The 19,598-nt window shown below is 54.9% G+C and carries 19 protein-coding genes; 8 read left to right on the forward strand and 11 right to left on the reverse strand.

What is annotated here, in order from left to right:
* Positions 1-143 precede the first annotated feature (143 nt).
* Positions 144-815, reverse strand: a complete 672-nt coding sequence (gene fer / locus ACK509_RS15015; RefSeq protein WP_410767367.1) for a ferredoxin Fer — start codon at positions 813-815, stop codon at positions 144-146.
* A gap of 205 nt (positions 816-1,020) precedes the next feature.
* The gene (locus tag ACK509_RS15020) at positions 1,021-1,512 is read right to left on the reverse strand and encodes a TRAM domain-containing protein (protein ID WP_410767523.1); all 492 of its coding nucleotides are present in this window, start codon (positions 1,510-1,512) and stop codon (positions 1,021-1,023) included.
* Between the two features lie 508 nt (positions 1,513-2,020).
* Here ACK509_RS15020 and ACK509_RS15025 point away from each other — a divergent pair.
* The 3 genes from ACK509_RS15025 (at position 2,021) to ACK509_RS15035 (ending at position 3,974) form a co-directional block, all read left to right on the forward strand.
* Positions 2,021-2,884 carry a ParA family protein gene (locus ACK509_RS15025; protein ID WP_410767368.1) on the forward strand — a complete coding sequence of 288 codons (864 nt, stop codon included), beginning with the start codon at positions 2,021-2,023 and terminating at the stop codon, positions 2,882-2,884.
* The gene (locus tag ACK509_RS15030) at positions 2,881-3,255 is read left to right on the forward strand and encodes a hypothetical protein (protein ID WP_410767369.1); all 375 of its coding nucleotides are present in this window, start codon (positions 2,881-2,883) and stop codon (positions 3,253-3,255) included. Before ACK509_RS15025 ends, ACK509_RS15030 begins: the two co-directional genes overlap by 4 nt.
* Positions 3,256-3,719: 464 nt before the next feature.
* The gene (locus ACK509_RS15035; RefSeq protein WP_410767370.1) at positions 3,720-3,974 is read left to right on the forward strand and encodes a hypothetical protein; all 255 of its coding nucleotides are present in this window, start codon (positions 3,720-3,722) and stop codon (positions 3,972-3,974) included.
* Between the two features lie 269 nt (positions 3,975-4,243).
* On the opposite strand, the gene coxB is transcribed toward ACK509_RS15035, so the two are convergent.
* Positions 4,244-4,951 carry a cytochrome c oxidase subunit II gene (gene coxB, locus ACK509_RS15040; protein WP_410767371.1) on the reverse strand — a complete coding sequence of 236 codons (708 nt, stop codon included), beginning with the start codon at positions 4,949-4,951 and terminating at the stop codon, positions 4,244-4,246.
* A gap of 153 nt (positions 4,952-5,104) precedes the next feature.
* Here coxB and ACK509_RS15045 point away from each other — a divergent pair, with 153 nt between their 5' ends.
* Both ACK509_RS15045 and ACK509_RS15050 read left to right on the forward strand, forming a co-directional pair.
* Positions 5,105-7,378, forward strand: coding sequence for a DUF6789 family protein (locus ACK509_RS15045; protein WP_410767372.1), 2,274 nt, complete (start codon positions 5,105-5,107; stop codon positions 7,376-7,378).
* On the forward strand, positions 7,375-7,881 hold the full coding sequence (locus tag ACK509_RS15050; RefSeq protein WP_410767373.1) for a hypothetical protein: 507 nt from the start codon (positions 7,375-7,377) through the stop codon (positions 7,879-7,881). The genes ACK509_RS15045 and ACK509_RS15050 overlap by 4 nt, the downstream gene beginning before the upstream one ends.
* Before the next feature lie 33 nt (positions 7,882-7,914).
* Here the strand turns inward: ACK509_RS15050 and ACK509_RS15055 are convergent, their stop codons facing one another.
* Positions 7,915-8,727 carry a heme-copper oxidase subunit III gene (locus tag ACK509_RS15055; protein ID WP_410767374.1) on the reverse strand — a complete coding sequence of 271 codons (813 nt, stop codon included), beginning with the start codon at positions 8,725-8,727 and terminating at the stop codon, positions 7,915-7,917.
* Positions 8,728-9,041: 314 nt separating this feature from the next.
* A complete protein-coding gene (locus ACK509_RS15060; protein WP_410767375.1) occupies positions 9,042-9,398 on the reverse strand; it encodes a hypothetical protein in 357 nt (118 codons plus the stop codon).
* 505 nt (positions 9,399-9,903) lie between these two features.
* Here ACK509_RS15060 and ACK509_RS15065 point away from each other — a divergent pair.
* The 3 genes from ACK509_RS15065 to ACK509_RS15075 all read left to right on the forward strand — a co-directional run bounded on the left by ACK509_RS15065 (position 9,904) and on the right by ACK509_RS15075 (position 12,617).
* Positions 9,904-11,385, forward strand: a complete 1,482-nt coding sequence (locus tag ACK509_RS15065) for a MarR family transcriptional regulator (protein ID WP_410767376.1) — start codon at positions 9,904-9,906, stop codon at positions 11,383-11,385.
* Positions 11,386-11,544: 159 nt separating this feature from the next.
* Positions 11,545-11,988, forward strand: a complete 444-nt coding sequence (locus tag ACK509_RS15070) for an Hsp20/alpha crystallin family protein (RefSeq protein ID WP_410767377.1) — start codon at positions 11,545-11,547, stop codon at positions 11,986-11,988.
* A gap of 218 nt (positions 11,989-12,206) precedes the next feature.
* Complete coding sequence (locus tag ACK509_RS15075) at positions 12,207-12,617, forward strand: CBS domain-containing protein (protein WP_410767378.1); 411 nt, start codon at positions 12,207-12,209, stop codon at positions 12,615-12,617.
* A gap of 43 nt (positions 12,618-12,660) precedes the next feature.
* Here the strand turns inward: ACK509_RS15075 and ACK509_RS15080 are convergent, their stop codons facing one another.
* From ACK509_RS15080 to ACK509_RS15105, 6 genes are all read right to left on the reverse strand, one after another.
* Positions 12,661-13,278, reverse strand: coding sequence for a class I SAM-dependent methyltransferase (locus tag ACK509_RS15080; RefSeq protein ID WP_410767379.1), 618 nt, complete (start codon positions 13,276-13,278; stop codon positions 12,661-12,663).
* A gap of 45 nt (positions 13,279-13,323) precedes the next feature.
* Positions 13,324-14,565, reverse strand: a complete 1,242-nt coding sequence (locus ACK509_RS15085) for a Cdc6/Cdc18 family protein (RefSeq protein ID WP_410767380.1) — start codon at positions 14,563-14,565, stop codon at positions 13,324-13,326.
* A gap of 675 nt (positions 14,566-15,240) precedes the next feature.
* Positions 15,241-16,323 carry a LeuA family protein gene (locus ACK509_RS15090; RefSeq protein WP_410767381.1) on the reverse strand — a complete coding sequence of 361 codons (1,083 nt, stop codon included), beginning with the start codon at positions 16,321-16,323 and terminating at the stop codon, positions 15,241-15,243.
* Entirely contained in the window at positions 16,324-17,550 is a 1,227-nt protein-coding gene (locus ACK509_RS15095; protein WP_410767382.1) for a CaiB/BaiF CoA transferase family protein, read from the reverse strand. It abuts the gene before it with no gap.
* On the reverse strand, positions 17,550-18,692 hold the full coding sequence (locus tag ACK509_RS15100; RefSeq protein ID WP_410767383.1) for an ABC transporter ATP-binding protein: 1,143 nt from the start codon (positions 18,690-18,692) through the stop codon (positions 17,550-17,552). The genes ACK509_RS15095 and ACK509_RS15100 overlap by 1 nt, the downstream gene beginning before the upstream one ends.
* On the reverse strand, positions 18,692-19,597 hold the full coding sequence (locus ACK509_RS15105) for a carbohydrate ABC transporter permease (protein ID WP_410767384.1): 906 nt from the start codon (positions 19,595-19,597) through the stop codon (positions 18,692-18,694). Before ACK509_RS15105 ends, ACK509_RS15100 begins: the two co-directional genes overlap by 1 nt.
* Position 19,598 lies beyond the last annotated feature (1 nt).

Raw genomic sequence — 19,598 nt, forward strand, 5'->3', positions numbered from 1 at the left:
CACCCAAGTATTCAAATTATCTGGATTTCTTGAATTTTCCAAACCATCCAAGTTGTTTGGGTTATCTGGATTTCACACATGGTTCACCAAACCGAGGAAACGGAAACAATCCAAGCCAAAAATAGATCGACTGCGAGCAGTTTTCACTTACTCAGGTAGGCATTCTTGACCTGTTGAGCAGGGAGTCGCAATTCGTCGAGTCCGGGGAGGTGCTTGATGTTGTAGACGATTTTTAGCTCGTCGGTCGCCGGGGCACTGATACACGACAGTCTGACGCCTTCCTCCATCATCTCCGACGAGAGGATGTGATTGGAGGGCATCTCCATCTCACCTTCGACGACGACGACAGCACAGTTCGCGCACGCACCGCCCCGGCATGCGAACGGCCACCGTTGTCCACTTCGTTCGGCAGCCTTCAACACATTCTCGTTCGGTGGTGCGACGAACTCACCATAATCCTCTGGGCTCAGGTCAGCAGCGGCGGCATTCTCGAATAAGTCGTCGTCGTGCAGACCCCATCCATAGTCGTCGAGTACTTCGTAGTTCAGATACCCCACGTGTGTTCCAACAGGTGTCTCTTCGTCGTCGACACTGCCATCCTCGTGTGCCCGTTTTGCACGCTGATATTCGAGTGCGAACTCTTCGACTGAGTCGCCATTTTTTATCTCTTCGTACGCGTTTCTGACTTGTTGAAACGCATCTGCCGACCCACCCTGGTCTGGATGTGTCTCTTTGACCCGCTGCCGGTAGGCCTGGACGATTTCCTCTTCGTCTGCCTCCGGACCAATCCCAAGAATATCGAACGGGTTATCCACAAGTGCGCCGTTAGGAATTCTTCGGCTTAAGTCTCTTGCCCGCGGCGAGCGACGTGTCGTAACCGAAGGCGGCGCGAAAAGACAGAAAAGTGATCCCGACTAGTGAACGTCACATTTCACCGTCGGTAGACACTGCAAGAGGACCCGCCTCGCTGTACGATTCTGACGAACGTGCCGAAAGTGGCCAGGCGAAACTCGGTCGGCCCTATCGGACAGTGGGCTCGCTCACGGTCTCTGCGAAGGCCACCGTTTGTTTGACGTCCGTGATTTCGACGTCAACTTGGTCGCCTGGTTGGGTTCCGGGGATGATGATAACGAATCCGCGTTCGACTTTTGCGATGCCGTCGCCTTGGTCGCCGAGCGTATCGACTGTGACCGAACGAATTTCACCTTCTTCGACCGGTGGGCCCTGGACTCGTGGGTCGCTCGAAGTAAAGTGGGATTCAGCCTGTGGCTTCGTCTGAGTCTCCATGGGCTGTTCTTTCTGTGCTGGTTCCGAAGGCTCAGGGGATGCGTCCTCCACGTTGGAATCAGACTGTTGCGACGCCGCAGTCAAAAGCGCAATTCGATAGGTTTCTTCAGGGGAAATCGAGCTATTTTCGACGATTTCTGCCGGAATTTCGACGAGGTAGCGGTCGTCATTTCGTTCAATAGTCGTCTCGAAAAGGAGACGAAGAGAGTCGGAGATATTCATCAGTACCTAGCGCCTCGCAGACAAACAATTAAAACATGGTGAATATCTGCCGCAAGAACGTATCTGAATCTGGCATGTTATCGTCGAATTGAAACCACGTGTGTCGACGAGGTGCTGAAACCGCCGTCTGAAGCTCAACTCGACCACACAGAGGAGCAAACGATAGTCAGATTATCTGGGTTATCCAGAGTTTGTCCGTTATTCAAGCCATGTGAGAGAGGTGAGTTTGGCAGATGAGGTGGGAATTCTAAATAGTGCCCACTACGAGGAGTTAGAGACAAATGAATAATCCAGATGTTTTAAATTATCCACAGTATCTAAACCTGGCGAGCCATAGCCGAGGAAGCTCAACAGAAGTTAAAATCAGCAGATAACTTTTGAATCATTCTTTCGGACCAATAGAATAGCCAGCTATTCAAATTATTCAAATTATTCAAAAAACCACCATAACCAAAACTACTTCAAGAACCCCGATAATCCAAATGGCACGTTCACACGAACCTCACGAATCATGTCACGAGCAGTCAGCGTTTGTCTCCTGAAAGGCGGTATCGGCAAGTCGACGACTTCGATTAACCTCGCACGCGAACTCGCACACCGGGACAACGACGTCCTTTTGATCGACCTCGACCCCAACGGACACACCACGACCGGTCTCGGATTCGGTGAGGAGTTCTACTCAGAAGCACATTTGGGCGACGTGTTGCTCGATGACGCAGAACTCGAACCGACAGACCTCATCCTAGAGACGGGCTTCGAAATCGACGTCCTCCCGTCCAACGACCGAATCGAACAGGTCGAATCAGACCTTGGTGGTGTGATGATGGGCTCTGCGCGACTCAAGCAACGCGTCGTCGACCCACTGCTCGGAGACGACTACGACTATATCATCGTCGACTGCCCCGCTGCACGCGGAAAACTTAACGACAACGCGCTGTACGCAACCCAGAACATGATTCTCCCGATGCGCCCAGAATCAGGTGCGCTTTCTGGACTCGAAAAGACAGTAAAACGGCTGATTCAACCAGCACGTGAACACTTCAACTTAGAAATCCTCGCAGTCGTTCCAACTGACCTCCGTGACCGAATCGACCACGACCGACCGACTCGGCGACTCATCGAGGCGCTGATTTCGAAACCAAACATCGCTTCGAAGCTCCCGAACTTCGCCTACATCGAACCTGAGTTCTTCGATGCAATCGACGATGGCACGTGGGACGAAGACCTGCCAAAGCCGGGGATTCGCCATCGGTCGGCAATCGACGCTTCGATTCGTGAACACATGCCTGTCCGTGACTATGCCGAGGCTTGTGACCAACTTGCGTGCTACGACGAGTTGGCGAAGATTGTCGAAATTGGCGAGGTCGAGCGATGAGCAAAGACCCGTTCGGTGACCTCGATGCCGCCATGGGTGGCGAATCAACCGAAAAAGACGAAGAATCGGACCCAGAGCCCGAGGCAGTCGTCAGCGAAGAACCGGACCTCGAAACGCCAGCAGACCCGCGAGAGACCCCTGCGTTCGAGTTCGAAGAGACAGTCCACAAAGCACTGTACGTACTCCAATCGGTCGCCGACGAATTCGACGACATCATCACTTACGACGTCGAGCGCGAACTCACCCGAGAACATGGACTGAAAAACGTCACGAAAAGCGAGATTCACAACGCCGCGCTTGCCGTAGTGTCTGAACACCCAGAGTTGATCGTCGAGCGAGTTCGTGAACAGCGCGAACTGGACGACGAATAACGAAGGTGGTGAAGATTAGTTTCATTTCCTGGGTTCCGTAGATAACCCACATTATCTAAAGAATCACGCGTAACCCGGGGATAGGTAGCGCGACACTAGAGTACTTGAGAAATGAGATTCAAATAATCCAGACTATTTAGATTACTCTTCTTGTGTGAGTTATTCGGGTGCGGCCGAGATTGTTCACGGAGACAGTGTGAGTTCACGTTCGAAAGTCGAGCAGTAGCAGTGTGATACGATTTCTTTGCTCAGTATCTCCTCGAAGCCGAATCCGTCAATATCGGGTCGCTGTGTGCGAGTGCAACACTCCGTCCCAAAGAGATATGCTGTCGGTGAGGAGACGTGTTGCTACGGTGGTCGCACATGAATCTTAAGCCCCTCTGGAAACCCCTCCTACTCTATACGTGCCTCCTCGGTCTTCTCACCGTTGAGCGGTGTATCTTACAACACACTCGGGATTACACATGCTCTTTTTAGCAGGGGGTGGGCTGCTGCTCGCTGTTCTCGGCGGGGGAACCGCAGGGCAGATGGGAACCGCCCAAGCCGAACACGCTGGCGAAACGAGCGGCGGCGGGAGAGAAGCAGCGGCTTCACACTCGGGTCTAAAATCTTCCCTAAATACAGACACCTCACTCCGCCTCGCCTTCCTGTTCTATGGGTCCGGTGTACTTCTGTGGAGTCTCATCGTGTTGGGCACATTGGGCGACACGCTCGTTTGAGCAGGACATCCTTCGAGGTCTGTATCGACCGTTTCAGTCCTCATTCTGAATCGAGAACCGCGTGGTCAACTACTGAGAGGCGACCACTGTCACCAGCCCTCAGAAGTTTCAAAGTGAGGAAATCATCCAAACCTCCTGAATCACTTGCGGTACTTAGACCATCCACATACCTCACATACCCCACACAACCCACACAACCCACATAATCCACATAATCCAAATTATTTAAATTGTTTAGATTGCTCAGATTTTCCAGAATTGCGCCTACATCACTGTGGTGAGGACTGCGTTGCAACCCACTCGTCGTACGCAGTTTGATTCATCACGACGACGGTCCCTCCCATTCGGCTGTGACCGGAGCCACAGAGTTCCGCACAGTACAAGTCATACTCTCCGGGTACTGTCGCTCTCGTCCGGGCGACTTGGGGTTGGCCCGGGAATATATCCTGTTTGATTCCGAGGCCGGGAACGTACAGAGAGTGGATGACGTCCGACGAAGACATCACCAACGTAACGTTCGTATTTTCGGGGATGACGAGGCGGTTTTTCGTCGTGAAGTCGCCTTCGGGGTAGGTGAACTCCCATCCCCACTGATATGCATCGACCTCTATTTCGAGACTCTCACCTGTCTCCCCAGAAGACGCGGCGGCCGCAGGCGTGAGAAATGGATTTGTGAGGACGAAATAACCGGAGACCCCAACGAAAACCAAGATGACGGCCGTCGCTGTGGTCCACGTGATTTCGAGCGCGGGGTCGTCTGCGGTCGGTTTAGGGTCGTCGTTGTCGCGGAATCGGTAGATAGCATACACGAGAATTAGTTCTACGAACAACGTGAGTGGGAGCGCAACGTAGAGCAGTTGCGTGTTGAGTTCGTCGATTGCCGCCCGGTTGACCGACTGGGCCGCTACTGGCGTGGCAAGCAACGCTACGAACACTGCGATGGCGGCGAGGCGAACACTGTGCCGCGTAACTCTCATCGAAAAGATTTGTAGCTATGGAAACATATAGATTCGCCCACCGTGGGTGCAACTCATCTTTATGTAAATGCACCATCAAGAGAAGACAATGGATGAGATGTGTTGTATGCAGGTGAGTGAGATGTGTGCGACTTCCATGAGACTGAGTTAGCGATGGTAGCCATCGCAATCGTACAGGGAATCCTCCTGTCACTTCTCGTCGGTAGCTGTCTGTTTCTGTGGGCACGACGGCGACGTGAAGTAGCCGTCGAGAGTGACGGTGGGACGACCCAAGAGAGCCAACGTATCGAACTCGGAGTGATACGGAGCGAACTCTATCGCTGGTTGACGACGACCAACCATCGAGATATCGGCATCTTGTACGTCATCTTCGGGACATTTGCTGGGCTGTGGGGTGGCATCGACGCGATGATGCTCCGGACAGAACTGCTGACGCCACCAGCGGACATCTGGACACCGGAGACCTACAACGCGCTCTTTACCACCCACGGGTTGACCATGCTCATCTTCTTCGTCCTCCCGGTGTTCTTCGGGGTTGGCAACTACTTCCTCCCGCTGTTACTCGGCGCGGACGACATGGCGTTTCCACGAGTGAATGCAATCGGGTTTTGGTTGCTTCCACCGGCACTCCTGCTCGTTCGGATGGGCTTGTTCGTCCAAGTCGGCGGCCAGATTCTCAGTACGCTCTTTCCGCAAGATGCGATTCGGTTCTTTCTCACACTTCGAGAGGTCGGTGTGGGGTGGACGCTCTATGCACCACTGTCGGTTCAGAGTCCGAACCCGCAACTCGATTTACTGATTCTCGGTCTCCACCTGAGCGGTATCGCAACGACAGTCGGCGCAATCAATTTCATCGCAACAATCCTCCACGAGCGTGCAGAGGGTGTTACGTGGGCGAACCTCGATATCTTCTCGTGGAACATGCTCGTCACGAGTGGCCTCGCCTTGTTCGCCTTTCCTCTCTTGGGGAGCGCGCTCGTGATGCTCTTACTCGACCGAAATTTCGGAACGACGTTCTTCGCCGTCGAGGGAGGTGGCGCAATCCTCTGGCAACACCTGTTTTGGTTCTGGGGACATCCAGAAGTGTACATCCTCTTTCTGCCCGCAACCGGCTTGATGAGTACGATTCTCCCGAAGTTCGTCGGGCGAAAACTGTTCGGCTATCGCTTTATCGTCTACTCGACGCTCGGCCTCGGCGTCCTCTCGTTCGGCGTCTGGGCACACCACATGTTCACCACGAGTCTGGACCCTCGAATCAAGGCCTCGTTTATGGCAGTCTCCATCGCCATCGCAGTTCCAAGTGCCATCAAGGTGTTCAACTGGCTTGCGACGATGTGGGACGGGGAGATTCGACTGACTGCGCCGTTTATCCTGTGTGCCGGTGGGATTGGGACGTTCATCATCGGTGGAGTGACCGGTGTCTTTCTCGCGGTGATTCCAATCGACATCCTCTACCACGGAACCTACTACGTGGTTGGTCACTTCCACCTCATCGTCGTCGGCATCATCCCGTTCATGATGCTCGCGGCGAGTTACTACTGGTACCCACTGATGACCGGACGGTGGTACGACAGACGCCTCGCAAAGTTCCAAGCCGTCCTCATCATCTTCGGTTCGACGGTGACGTTCACCACGCTACTGATTATCGGCGGCCTCGGCCTTCCTCGGCGTCACGCCATCTATCCGGTCGAGTACCAGTTTGCCCACCAAATCGCAACGGTCGGTGCGTACATCATTGGGTTGAGTGCGCTGTTGTGGCTCTACAACATGCTCTCGTCGTACTGGCAGGGTGAAGTCGTCCAAACGACCGACCCGTGGAATCTCAAAGCGACGGGACAGTTCACCAGAGAATGGCAGTGGTTCGAAGCACGAATGGTCGAACAGTACGGCCTCGAACCAGCCGTACCGACAGAACGCAGAGCGTCTTACGACCCAGACGCGAAGCCACCAGGGTTCGCCGGTGGCGTCGGGACTGTCGCACAGACCGTCTCACGGAATGCGTCGATGGCCGCAGTTGGTGGGATTATCGGGACGCTCCTCATGACAGGTGGTCTCGGAACAGCGGTCCTCATCGGCGTCCTCGACCCGGGTTCGTTCGGTGAAATCGCAGAGTTACTCGGCCTGCCAGCGAGTCCAACCCTCGGTGCGCTCTTGTTCCTGGTCGGCGGAACGGTGACGTGGCCGCTTCTCTTTCTCGCGTTCAGCGATTTCCTCCCCGGTCGGTTACTCTTCGAACGAGGACTGGTGTTTGCGACGCTCATCTCGACAGGGTTCGCTATCGCATTCTACACCGGTCAACAAGGTCTGGCACTCATCGGATACCTCGCGTTCGTGCTGGTCGCTCACTGGTCCTACGGGCTTGGATTGACGGTGACGCTGCAATTCCTCCGACGCCGACAACGTCCCGAAACGGAGGAATCACAGTGAATACAGACTCCACGATTTTCACCTACGGTGCGCCCTTTATCGGGGTGTTACTCGTAGCGATTGGAATCGCGGCCGCAGTCCCCGGCGTGTACGCCCTCATCCAAGACGACATCACCAGTTGTGGAACACCAACGATTGCTGTCGAAAGTCCAGAGGAGACGGCGACACGGTTCGGTGACTCTCCGGAACTGCAACTCACCGAACTCTCGTTCGACCAGCTCACTCCCGAAGAGCAAGCCGCGTTCATCGAAGCGCGTACAGACCCACTCGGTGAAGCACGCGTCACAGGCGACTTTCCGAACTACCCGTCGTTCCTCAATGGAACGCTCGTCACCTACGAAAGTGAGCAATACTACGCGACAGTTGTGGCAGAAAACCCCTGTTTCGTCGCCACACCGCTTCAGTTCCCGCTCGGTGTCTTTGCCATCGCACTCGGGATTATCGGGATTCTCACCCCACCAGGTTACCGAAAACTCGTCGAACTCGAAGAGCAGAGTCGATAAGCCGCGTTCGTCCGTTCTGTGGCTTGGTTTTAGCTAGCCGAGTGCCGCTCCGACGTACACGACGACGACGAGGAGAACCCACACGAGATCGACGAAGTGCCAGTAGAGTTCGACAGTCTGGACGGACGCTTCTCGGTCCGGTGTGTACTGGCCTCGGACTGCCCGTCCGAGAACGAGACAAAGGAGAACGACGCCGAGAGCGACGTGGAGTCCGTGGAGCCCAGTGAGTCCAAAAAACGCACTCGCAAACGCGCCACTCGTCAGTGTGAACCCATCGCCAACGACGAACTCGTAGTATTCGAGCGCCTGTCCGCCAAGAAAGACGAGACCGAGGAGAACAGTCACGCCGAGACCCAGAACGAACCGTCGGCGATTGCCCGCTTCGAGTGCTTCGTGACCGTAGTGGAGCGTGAAACTGCTCGCAATCAAGAGTAACGTATTGACTAAGACGAGCGAACTAAGGAGCGGCGGGAGTTCACTCGGCGGCCACGCGCCGACACGGATGAACGCATAGTAGATGAACCCGCCGAGAAACGTCGCGATATCGGAGACGAGAAACAGCACCATGCCGCTGACGTACAACGACGTTCGGTCGTGACTGCTGTCTGCCCAGTACTCTTCGAGGAACGCCTCGTAAACCCATCCTGCGATGCCGACGACGAGGCCGAGAACCCCAATGACGACCAAGAGGATGGGGATAAGCGTCGGAACGAGGTCGAGTCCAACGAGTACCAGTCCAACACCGCCATACAACGAACCCGCTCCGAGTGCGGCGACGAGCGGCCAGAGACTAGCGTGGTCGTGTTCGCTCGCCGTGTGACCGCTCGCGACGTCACTCGTACCCATGGACAGATATGTGCATCAGCAAACATAAGCAATGGTGTCTCTGTCAGCGGGAGTGAACAGCTGTGCAAAGCTATTCGTGACCGGTTGGCGTACACGCACAGATACACGACGTCTGCGGAAATCAGAACACGTGTGGAAATAAAAAGAATTCACAGACGATGAGTGGAGGGCCATCGTCAGCGGGATAGGAGGGCCGTAATGTGGAGGTGTGGAGGGTGAGCGTCAGTGGGGTGTTGGAGGGTGAGCGTCAGTGGGGTGTTGGAGGGTGAGCGTCAGTGGGGTGTTGCCTTTCGATTGATTGGGGTGTCCGTCTCTTAGTTCTCTGTGGTCGTCTCGTTCGTCGTCGTTTCGTTGGCAGTCGTTTCGTTGCTCATGGTCGTCTCCGCAGTCGTGGATTCGTTCATCGATGTCGTCTCATTTCCCATCGTCTCTGTCGTCGTCTCGTTGTTCATCGTCGTCTCGTTCTCGCTCGACATCTCGTCGGTTGTCGTCTCTTCTGTCGTCGTTTCTTCTGCCATCTCTTCGGTCGTCGCTTCCTCTGTTGTCTCATCCGCACCCGCGGGTTCGGTCTCGGTTTCACCGCTACCACTGGGGCCAGTACAACCCGCAAGTGCTGCTGTGGCTGCAAGTACGCTAGCGCCGAATTTCCGTCTGGAGAGCCTTGCTTTCATTGCATTCCCACTGTCGTGTTCGTGGAGAAATAATACGGAATACCCGTCCCGCTCGTTTCGACAACTGAAACCGTTTCACGACTGTTTCGAACTGTTTTACCGACGAATTTGAGAGTTCTTCAGACGTCAGAAATTATCTGTCTCAGTTCGTCTCTCTGCGTTTTAACACCGTGGTAACTACTGGTCAATGCGAGAGTACACCCGAGAAAACGACCCTGGAAAACAGACTGAGGTTACGAACCTTCCGAGCGAGTTGAATGAGAGTCTAATCGTACTCGAATACGAGTACATTCACGAAGTATTGATTGTCTAATTCTACAGATTTTATTTGTTTTCTGTACGAAAGCGATGTCAATTAGCCAAATTTCACCCGAATTCATGAAATATAAACAAACCATTATGCGTCCTCGCGTTGCACAGATTACAGGGAAAATACATGACGGTCCAGCGCCCCTCGCGGATTCGATGTGTCCTCCTCGTTATGCTGCTACTCGTGTTTTCGGGTGTGGCACCAGTCGTGGCTCTCGCTGCGAATGGCGTTGAAATCCGTTCCATAGAACACTCCGGGCCTGGTGTCGTAGCAACGGAAGCAGACCGAACGTACCTCACTGCGTGGGAGTCAACCCAGTTCACTACTGTTCTCGCAGGCGATAGTGGAACCTACGATGTCTGTATGCGGGTCGAAGCAACTGATGGCCCAACCACGAACCTCGGCTGTCAGCAAGTCCAACTTTCAGATGGCGAAGAGCGCGTCACATTCAGCGTCGAACAGTGGTCAACCAACGAAACCGGCCAACGCCAACTCGTCGTCGAGGTATCCAACTCCGGCCAAAGCGGCACGCCGACAACACTGAGCAAGCCGATTACGGTCTTCCCCGCTGAAGGAGACGCCGATGGAGACGGACTCGGCAATCAGCGCGAACAAGAGTTCGGGACGGCAATCCTCCGTGCAGACACCGACGGTGATGGACTCTCCGACGGCAAAGAAGTGAACCAGTACGATACGAATCCAACCGAGACGGATTCTGACGGCGATACCCTCTCAGACGGTGTCGAAGTGAACGAAATTGGGAGCAACCCGAAGGCGGCAGACACAGACGACGACGGACTCTCCGACGGCAAAGAAGTCACGACCTATGGGACGAACGCGACAAAGACTGATTCTGATGGAGACGGACTCATCGATGGTGCTGAGGTCCAAGAGTACGAAACCGACCCACAGTCAGCAGATACAGATGGCGATGGGTTAGAAGATGGTCAAGAAGTGAACATCCACGAGACCAACCCAACCGGACCAGACACCGATGGAGATGGACTCGCCGACGGTGCTGAGGTTTCAAAGTACGAAACAAACCCAACAGAATCCGACACCGATGGTGATGGACTCTCCGACGGCAAAGAAGTAAATGCTCACTCGACCGACCCGACAAATCCGGACTCGGACGGTGACGGCGTTGGTGACGGAACAGAAATCGAAGAAGGGTCAGACCCCAACAATGCGCGTGTTTCGACCGGCGATTCGATTGGTATGGCTATCGAACCAGACGTGATGATGGCAAGCGCGGTCGTTGGGTCAGTTGTATTGTTCGGCGTCGCCATCTTTGTTGGGAGCCAACTTGGATGGTGGAAATCGCCACGTCGTCTCCTTAGATATCGACAGGAAGAGGATACAGACCGACGTGGTGGGATGGCGACGACGAGCAACAACGGTGACAGCGGCTCATCACCCACTTCTGGCTCGCAACTGGGAGAACAGCCAATGGACGACGAAGCATACGTCTTCTACTTGCTCGACGAACACGAAGGACAACTTCGCCAGTCGGTCATCGTCGAGCGAACCGGCTGGTCGAAGTCTAAAGTCAGTCGCGTTCTGTCTCGGATGGCGGACGACGGCACGATTGAGAAGATTAGTATCGGGCGCGAAAATATAATCGCCCGCCCAGATAGCGTTCCAGAGAACGCAAAATCACCGTTTAAGAAGAGATGAGTTCGGCGGTCTGAAAACGGTGGTGGTCGCCAAACCGGGGCCCGTCAAACGCGGTGCGTAATTCATCGTCTGAGTACTATCTTTTTCTCGAGTACAAGTTTGCTGGACTCATCTAGCGAATATTTGCATCTTCCAGTCGTATTCCCTCCGGGAAAGACCATGAGTTCACGCAACAACCCATTCGACGAATTAGAGCGAATTTTCGAACGACTTAGCCGAGAGTTCAGCGACGCCTCTCGGTCGTGGAAGTGGAACGAGCCCAGTATGCCGTGGATGGGTGAAGAATCGATGGCTGTCGATCTCGTCGAACACGACGACCACTTCATCGTCGCCGTCGATTTACCGGGATTCGAGCGAGAAGACGTCGAAGTCAGTGTGACCGACCACATGCTCCGCATCGACGCGAAGCGTGAACGAGAGACAGAAGACAAAGACAGCCAGTACATCCGCCACGAACGACGACACAAGACCGAACAACGGTCGATTTCACTGCCGGACGCCGTCGACCCAGAGAACGTGACCGCGCGCATGAAAAACGGTGTGTTGACGGTGACGCTTCCGAAAATCGAAACAGACGAAGCACGCTCGATAGACATAGAATAGCGGCAGAGCGAACGTCGGATTTTTTCGCAGGTAGTCGGAGAGGAGAGGAGAGGAGAGGAGAGGAGAGGAGAGGAGAGGAGAGGAGAGGAGAGGAGAGGAGAGGAGAGGAGAGGAGAGGAGAGGAGAGGAGAGGAGAGGAGGTATCACTGTTTACTGTTTTTCGAAGAAATAGTTGAACCGCCGACAATTATTAACGATTATCCCGCATCAATAGTGGCATGGAGCAGGAGAGAACCGCGGTCACACGACTCATGACATCCGGCGTTCTCACTGTCACAACCGACACGGCTGTCGAGGATGCCGCAAAGACGTTTCTATCGGAGGATGTTGGGTCGCTCGTTGTCGTCGACGAAAACGACCACCCGGTTGGAGTGTTCACCACGACGGACCTCGCCAAGTTCGTCTCAGATGGCGAACTACGAGCAGACACAGCAGTTTCGCAGTTCATGACCAATCAAGTAGTCACCATCGGCACACACAACAGCCTCGGCGACGCTGCTGCCAAGATGATTAGATACGGTATCCACCATCTCCCCGTCGTCAACGACGACGGAAGCGTCGCTGGAATGCTCTCGACGATGGATCTCACGTCGTATTTCTCCTACACGGGAGGAACTGATATGATATGAGGTGAGGTGAGATGAGAATTTGACGTGATACGGGAGTTCAGAACTAGAGTGTCCGAAAGACGCGAACCGTATCTCGCTTTCCCGGTTCGGCGAGCAGTTGAACTAGGCCGCGGTCCGAGAACACCCCTTTCCAATTGCGATGGAACAAAGGGAAGTCGTCGTTGACGTAGCTCACTTCAGCACCTTCCCGGCCACGGTTCGGACTGTTGCCTTCGTTTTCAGCCGTGATGAGAAAGTCAGCGGTGACGCGAGCCAATTCGTCGAAGACCCACGTGTCGTCCGGATGTACGTGCTGAAGCGTCTCGACAGAGTAGACGACATCGAAGGAGTCGTCGGGGAGGTCAGGAACGAAATCTTCGATTGCACCGGTGTGGAACGTTCCCGTTTCGGCGAGTCGCGGGAAGTATTCGGCCATCACTTCGAACGATTCGTCGTTGAGGTCGATACCGGTGAGGTTCTTGTATCCCTTCCCTCGGAGGTGGGCGAGGTGTCGGCCTGAACTACATCCGAGTTCGAGAATCTTCGCGTCTTTTGGGACGTAATGCTCGAAGATATCGCCAAGTGTCTCGCTGACCTCGTTCGGGCCGATATCCGCGTAGTACGCGGGTGAAAAATCACCAGAACGGCTCGCCCAGCCGCGATGGTTTTCGTCGGAGTCCATACACGACGTAGCGAGTCGAGAACTAAAGCCTCCGCGGAGTGTGTCTCACTCGTCGGATTCGAGTGTCGAGATTCGGCTGTCTCGAAGGAGGACACGCTTTACGATATCGGGGTCTTCGAGTAGGCGGTGGGTGCCGTGAACTCCTTGACCGCGCCCGCGTCCGCGAACTTCTGACTGGATAACGTTGAGGAAGTCGAGTTCTTGTAAGAGTTCTTGAACTCGGCGCTCGGACAGTTGGTCCATATCGAGGTCGTCTGCAACTTGGAGATACTGTCGGTAGATTTTGTTCGTCGTGATTTCAGCAGTCTTTCTCCCACCGGTTTGGAGGACCAGTGAGTAGAGAATCGCCTTCGATTGTGTGGCGGTCCCTTCGAGGAGTTCGCTGAATCGGTCTGCCTCACTCTTTTCTTTTGCAGCGCGGACGTGGTCGTCGGTGACTTTCTCTGCGTTTTCCTTGCGCGCGATGCGACCAGCGTTGCGAAGGATGTCGATTGCTTTGCGCGCGTCACCGTGTTCTTGTGCAGCGAGTGCGCTCGCGAGCGGAATCACGTCGTCGGTGAGGACACCGGGTTTGAACGCGTCGCGCCGATTTTCGAGAATTTCACGGAGTTGGTTCGCATCGTACGACGGGAAGACGAGTTCGTCGTGCGAAAAGCTCGATTTGACGCGCTCGGTGAGTTCTTCGGGGTAGTCGATTTTGTTCGAGATACCGATGATACCGAGCCGAGAATCGACGATTTTCTGATTCTCGCCTGCGCGCGAGAGTTTGCGAAGAACCTCGTCGTCTCGAAGCATGTCGATTTCGTCGAGGATGACGATGGCCACGTCTGAGCAGGTATCGAGTACCTGCCACAGTCGATTGTAGTAATCGCCAGTGGAGAGGCCACGCTCTGGAATCGTCATCCCGCTCTTGTGAGGGTTGTTCACCTGTGAAGCGAGCGTTTTGATAACTGACGCTTCGGTGTTCTGCTCACCGCAGTCGATGACGGCGATTTGTACTTCGACTTCTTCGTTGCGTGCTTCGTTCTGTAATCGCTCACTTACGAGTCTCGCGGTGAGTGTCTTTCCAGAACCGGTCTTCCCGAAGATGAACAGATGTGTCGGCTCACGGCCGAAGATCGCAGGGTTGAGTGCTTGGGCGACTTTCGCCATGTGGTCGTCCCGCCCGACGATCTTATCCGGCCCAGGGAGGTGCGAGATTTTGAGAATATCCTCGTTCGCGAAGATGGGTTGGTCGTATCTGAAGAGAGGGTCTCGACCATCCCCATCAATCTCACTGGATGTCATGTGCCTTCGTTATTCAAACGCATGATAATAAAGCTAAGGGGGTGGCGTCGCGTTTGTAAGGGGCACGAATTTGAGACGAAAACATGGTATTGAGCCGTGATTCACGGAGAAGCGTCGATTCGGTAGTGTCGCGCAAGTAATGGCGTCAGACACCACCCTCGCGGTTGTAATGCCGAGGGTACCCTCGCGAATGTATGTGGTCGGAGGGGGTACCTCCGCGATTGTAAGAATTGCCGCGGGGACTACCCTCGCGGATGTAACTGTGTCGGAGTTCAACCGTGGCAGACACACCACCCTCGCGAATGTAACGCAAAAAGGCGTAGGGGTAGTCTCAAAAACAGCGATTATGCGGTGTTTCTTGCCTCAAAATTTACAAACGCGAGGTAGGTGTGTGTGCCAAATTTGACTAGAGTCTCGCGTGCCAGTTACAAACGCGAAGGTGGTGTGTGTGCGAAGAAAATCGATAGCCGAAGCCACGATACGCGGTGTCACAGAGATAGCAACCAACGAACGACGAGCGAGATGCAACTATCCCAGTCCATATCTCTCCTAGAATAACCTACTCTAGTCTATTCTATTCTATTCTAGAACTAGATTCAAAAGAAGTTGAGAGAAGATGTCAAAGGAAGTGGAGATAAAACGAGACCAATCGTGGTTTGTATTCGTCTCTTCCTCTTAGACTCCTCGAGCAAGTTCGAGAGCCTCATCCTTCGGAACGGGTTCGTCGAGTTCGTGCAGTTCACCGAGTAACGCCTCCACTTGTCCTCTCTTGGGTTCTTTTCCAACACGTTCGAGCAGTCGCCGTGCTGCACCCGTTCCACTCTGTGGGCCGAAGTAGAGCCTTCTCGTCCCACCAAACCCCCAGGGGTCGAACGGCTCGAAAGTTCTGGGGTCGTCTAACATCGCGGCGGTGTGGAGCCCCGACTCGTGCGAGAACACATCCCCACCGAGAACTGATTTCTCAGGAGGAACAGACTCATCGAGTGCATCCAGTACGTCGTTCGACCGCGGAATGAGGTTCGTATGCTCCAATGCTGGTGACGAGACTGCGTCGCTCATCTCCGCTGAGACGACAAACTCTTCGAGTGGGACGTTCCCCGCTCGCTCGCCAATTCCACCGACTGAGACGTCCACTTTCTCGACTCCGTAGCTAATGGCAGTAAGCGCGTTCGCGGTTGCAACGCCCAAGTCATCGTGGAAGTGAACACCGAGGCGACGGGGACTCGTCGGCAGTTCGTCGAGGAACTTCGAGACTTCGAACGGCGTCTTTGCACCAACTGTGTCTGCGATGGTGAGATACTCCGTCTCGATTGACCCGAACAGTCGGGAAAGGACGTCGATATCGGTTCTGAAGCCATCCATCGCTGTGAAGTGAACTTCGAGTCCAGTTTCGTTGGCCCTATCGACGGTCTCTCCGACGAGTGAGTGGAGTTCCTCTTCGTCTTTCCCAAGCAGTTCCGACCGCTGACGTTCACTCGTCGGGGCGAATACGTCGATTACATCGACCCCTGCTTCGACCGCCGCTTCGATGTCCTTGGGAACAGAGCGAGCAATCCCGGTAAGTTTCGCTTCAACATCGACACCGGTGCAAACGCTAGCGGTTTGTGTTCCTGCAATGGGAAACCCAACCTGGATGTACTCGACGCCGAGTGTATCGAGTGCGTTGACGGCGGCTATTTTCTGGTCTGTCGTGTATGACTTTCCGGGGCGCTGTTCTCCTTCTCGACACGTCACGTCGAGCAGTACGGGGCCGGACATTCAGAGACCTCCGTCTTCTCGGAGATGTTCGATATCTGATTTGTCGTAGCCAAGCGACGACAAGATTGGTTCGGTGTGTTCGCCAAGTTTCGGTGGGTCGTCCGAATCAACACGTCCGAACTCACTGGACACGACGGGGAACCGTGGTATCTGCATCGGGCGGTCGGTCCCTTCGGCAGCAGAGACCTCGGTGAAGAAGTCGGTCGCCTGTAAGTGCGGGTCGTCGATGACTTCATCGACAGAGTTGACTTTCGCGACCGGCACGCCCTCCTCGCGGAGTCGCGAAACGAGCGTTTCCGACGAATGGGATTTACACGTCCGTCGGAGAATCGCCATGAGTTCGTCGAGGTTCTCGCGGCGCTCTTCGAGCGTCTCGAACCGTGAGTCTGTCTGAAGGTTCAAATCGAGTGCCGAACACAACGCGTGCCATTGGTGTTCACCAGAGGGACCGATGAACACCCACTCGTTGTCTGCTGTTTTGAACACGTCGTACGGTGCCCAATTTGGATGTGATGCTCCCATCGGCCCAGGAACATCGTCGTAGGCTTCGGTGTAGGCGAGCCAATAGCCCATCATCGACACCGTCGATTCGAACAACGGTGCAGTTACTTTGGTTCCTGTCCCCGTGTGAACCCGGCGGAAGAGCGCACCGAGGACAGCAATCGCCCCGTAGAACGAGGCCGCCATATCGGCGATGCTGGTCCCAGAGCGAACGGGCGGCATACCTTCGTGACCCGTGACACTCATCAACCCCGAGAGCGCCTCCGCAATCGGGTCGAGTGCAGGGTACGACTCGTACGGGCCGGGGTTGAATCCCTTAATCGAACAGTAGATGAGTTCTGGGTACAGTTTCTTCAGGTCGTCATAACCGATTCCAAGCCGTTCTGCGGTTCCCGGTGCGTAGTTCTCGACGAGGACGTCTGCTTCTTCGAGGAGGTCGAAGAACACCTCCAAGGCGGCATCCGACTTGAGATTGAGTGTGAGGCTTCGCTTGTCACGATTGACGTAGTTGAACGAGCTATTCCCAACCGGAGAGGACCCACGAATCAGGTCGCCACCGTTCGGGTGTTCGACTTTGATGACGTCTGCACCGAGGTCTGCGAGCAGCATCGAGCAAAACGGTCCGGCGATGATGTGGCCGAGTTCGAGTACGAGTACGTCATCGAGCGGCAACGAATCCGATTTCGCGCTGGCCGTGTGTGTGTTGTCGTCGCTAACACCGTCCATTATTGACTGCTCCCAGTGGGGGCTGATTCTGCCTCTTTCGTGTGTTCGGCACCGAAGAGAATCGTCTCACCCGCTTGGTCGAAGATAAAGACGTCCGAAAAGTCGAACGAGACGTCCAATTGGTCGCCTGCCGAAACGGCATCGACGTTCGCACTCACCACGTCGAACTTGCTTCCGTCGTCGAGACGGCCGTGAACGACCGACTCCGTTCCGAGTGTTTCGATGACTTCGACGTCGAGTGAGAACGAATAATCTCCGGTCGTCCCGACATCGAGATATTGGGGTCGAATTCCGAGTTTGACGTGTTCGGACTGTATTGTCTCGATATCTGCAGGCAGCGGAACTGAGATGTCTGATCCGCTGAGTACCGTCGTCCCGCCTCCTGTCTCGACAGTACAGTCGATTACGTTCGTCGAAGGCATGCCGATGAATTGGGCGACGTAGTCCGAGTTCGGATAGTCGAACAACTGCTTTGGTGGGTCAACCTGTGCAAGTTCACCTTCCCGGAGTAAGACGACTTGGTCGCTCATCGTCATCGCCTCGGTCTGGTCGTGGGTGACGTAGACGACAGTAGTATCGAGTTCTTGGTGAAGCCGCTGTATTTCGACGCGAAGGTCCGATTTGAGCTTTGCATCGAGGTCCGACATCGGTTCGTCTAAGAGGAGTACGTCCGGGTCTTGGACGAACGCACCGCCGAGCGCGACGCGTTGCTGCTGGCCGCCCGAGAGTTCGGCGGGCATCTTTTCGAGTTGTTCCTCGATTTGCAGTACTTCGGCTGCTTCGTCGATTCGTTCGTTTCGCTCGGCTGTGGGGACGCCATGAATCTTCAGTCCGTAGCCGATGTTTTCGCGGACGGACATGTGTGGATAGAGCGCAATTGACTGGAACACCATCGAGACGTTCCGTTCTTGTGGTGGGAGGTCTGTCACGTCCGTTTCGCCGAACTGAATCGACCCGGACGTTGGTGTCTCTAACCCTGCTAACATTCGGAGTGTCGTCGTCTTCCCACACCCGGACGGTCCGACGAAGGTCGTAAACGAGCCTTCGGGGATGTCGAGTGTGAGGTCATCGACGGCGACGTGTGTGTTTCCGAGGGTGCGAAACTCCTTCGTGACGGATTCGATGTGAATTTTTGTTGCCATTATTCGAGGCCTCCAACGCTGAAGCCCTGGAGGAGGTACCGTTGTAGGAACAGTGCGATGAGGAACGGTGGAAGTGCAATGAGAAGCGAGACGGCCATGGTCTCGCCCCAGCCGATACTAACGCGGTCGAGGAAGAGCGATGCACCCACGTTGATGGTGTACATCTCGTCACGACTCATCACGACGCGGGCCATCGTGAAGTCGTTCCACGCGACGGCGAATGCGAAGATTGCCGCGGAGATGTACCCTGGACGAGCGACGGGGAGAACGACGTCTTTGACCGTGCGCCAACGACTCGCACCACGAACCCACGCGGATTCTTCGAGCGCGATAGGGACCGTCTGGAAGTACTGCCACATGAGCCAGATGCAGAAGGGTGCTGAGATGGCAGTGAGAGCAAGCGTCAGCGCGAAGTGACTATTGAGCAATCCGAGCGTCGAGAAGACGACGTACAGTGGAATTGCCAACACGATTGGGCTGAACATGTAGGAGAACAGCACCGCACGCGCCGCGATGGACTTGCCAGCGAAGTCGAAGCGCGTCAGGCCGTAGCCTGCGGCCACTGCAATCGTCGTCGAGAGGATGGTCGAACCGAGCGTGACGATGAGACTGTTGACGAAGTACCGAACGGTATCTGTCTCGGTCAGCAAGACGACGAAATTGCGTAATGCTGGTGCCGTCGGCAGTAAGTTGACGCGCCCACCAGCGAACGTTGCGGCGGGCGGTTGAATTGCGATAACTACCATGACGTACACCGGGATGATGGTGAATATCGAGATGAGAAGTGCCGTCAGGTAGACGGCGACGCGTTGGAGGCGCTTTTGGGTCTCGTGAGAGATGAGACCTCCGTTGGCTGACTTCTCACTCGACGTCGATTCGCCAGCACTCGACTTTGAGGTCGCCATT

It is taken from the genome of Haloferax sp. DFSO60, from assembly GCF_046557615.1.
In the GTDB taxonomy this organism is placed as follows: Archaea; Halobacteriota; Halobacteria; order Halobacteriales; family Haloferacaceae; genus Haloferax.

Bases quoted from the DNA above. Each gene is read 5' to 3' on its own strand.
- ACK509_RS15025 (WP_410767368.1), top strand. From the start codon at position 2,021: ATGTCACGAGCAGTCAGCGTTTGTCTCCTGAAAGGCGGTATCGGCAAG.
- ACK509_RS15030 (WP_410767369.1), top strand. From the start codon at position 2,881: ATGAGCAAAGACCCGTTCGGTGACCTCGATGCCGCCATGGGTGGCGAA.
- ACK509_RS15035 (WP_410767370.1), top strand. From the start codon at position 3,720: ATGCTCTTTTTAGCAGGGGGTGGGCTGCTGCTCGCTGTTCTCGGCGGG.
- coxB (WP_410767371.1), bottom strand. From the start codon at position 4,951: ATGAGAGTTACGCGGCACAGTGTTCGCCTCGCCGCCATCGCAGTGTTC.
- ACK509_RS15045 (WP_410767372.1), top strand. From the start codon at position 5,105: ATGGTAGCCATCGCAATCGTACAGGGAATCCTCCTGTCACTTCTCGTC.
- ACK509_RS15055 (WP_410767374.1), bottom strand. From the start codon at position 8,727: ATGGGTACGAGTGACGTCGCGAGCGGTCACACGGCGAGCGAACACGAC.
- ACK509_RS15060 (WP_410767375.1), bottom strand. From the start codon at position 9,398: ATGAAAGCAAGGCTCTCCAGACGGAAATTCGGCGCTAGCGTACTTGCA.
- ACK509_RS15070 (WP_410767377.1), top strand. From the start codon at position 11,545: ATGAGTTCACGCAACAACCCATTCGACGAATTAGAGCGAATTTTCGAA.
- ACK509_RS15075 (WP_410767378.1), top strand. From the start codon at position 12,207: ATGGAGCAGGAGAGAACCGCGGTCACACGACTCATGACATCCGGCGTT.
- ACK509_RS15080 (WP_410767379.1), bottom strand. From the start codon at position 13,278: ATGGACTCCGACGAAAACCATCGCGGCTGGGCGAGCCGTTCTGGTGAT.
- ACK509_RS15085 (WP_410767380.1), bottom strand. From the start codon at position 14,565: ATGACATCCAGTGAGATTGATGGGGATGGTCGAGACCCTCTCTTCAGA.
- ACK509_RS15090 (WP_410767381.1), bottom strand. From the start codon at position 16,323: ATGTCCGGCCCCGTACTGCTCGACGTGACGTGTCGAGAAGGAGAACAG.
- ACK509_RS15095 (WP_410767382.1), bottom strand. From the start codon at position 17,550: ATGGACGGTGTTAGCGACGACAACACACACACGGCCAGCGCGAAATCG.
- ACK509_RS15100 (WP_410767383.1), bottom strand. From the start codon at position 18,692: ATGGCAACAAAAATTCACATCGAATCCGTCACGAAGGAGTTTCGCACC.
- ACK509_RS15105 (WP_410767384.1), bottom strand. From the start codon at position 19,597: ATGGCGACCTCAAAGTCGAGTGCTGGCGAATCGACGTCGAGTGAGAAG.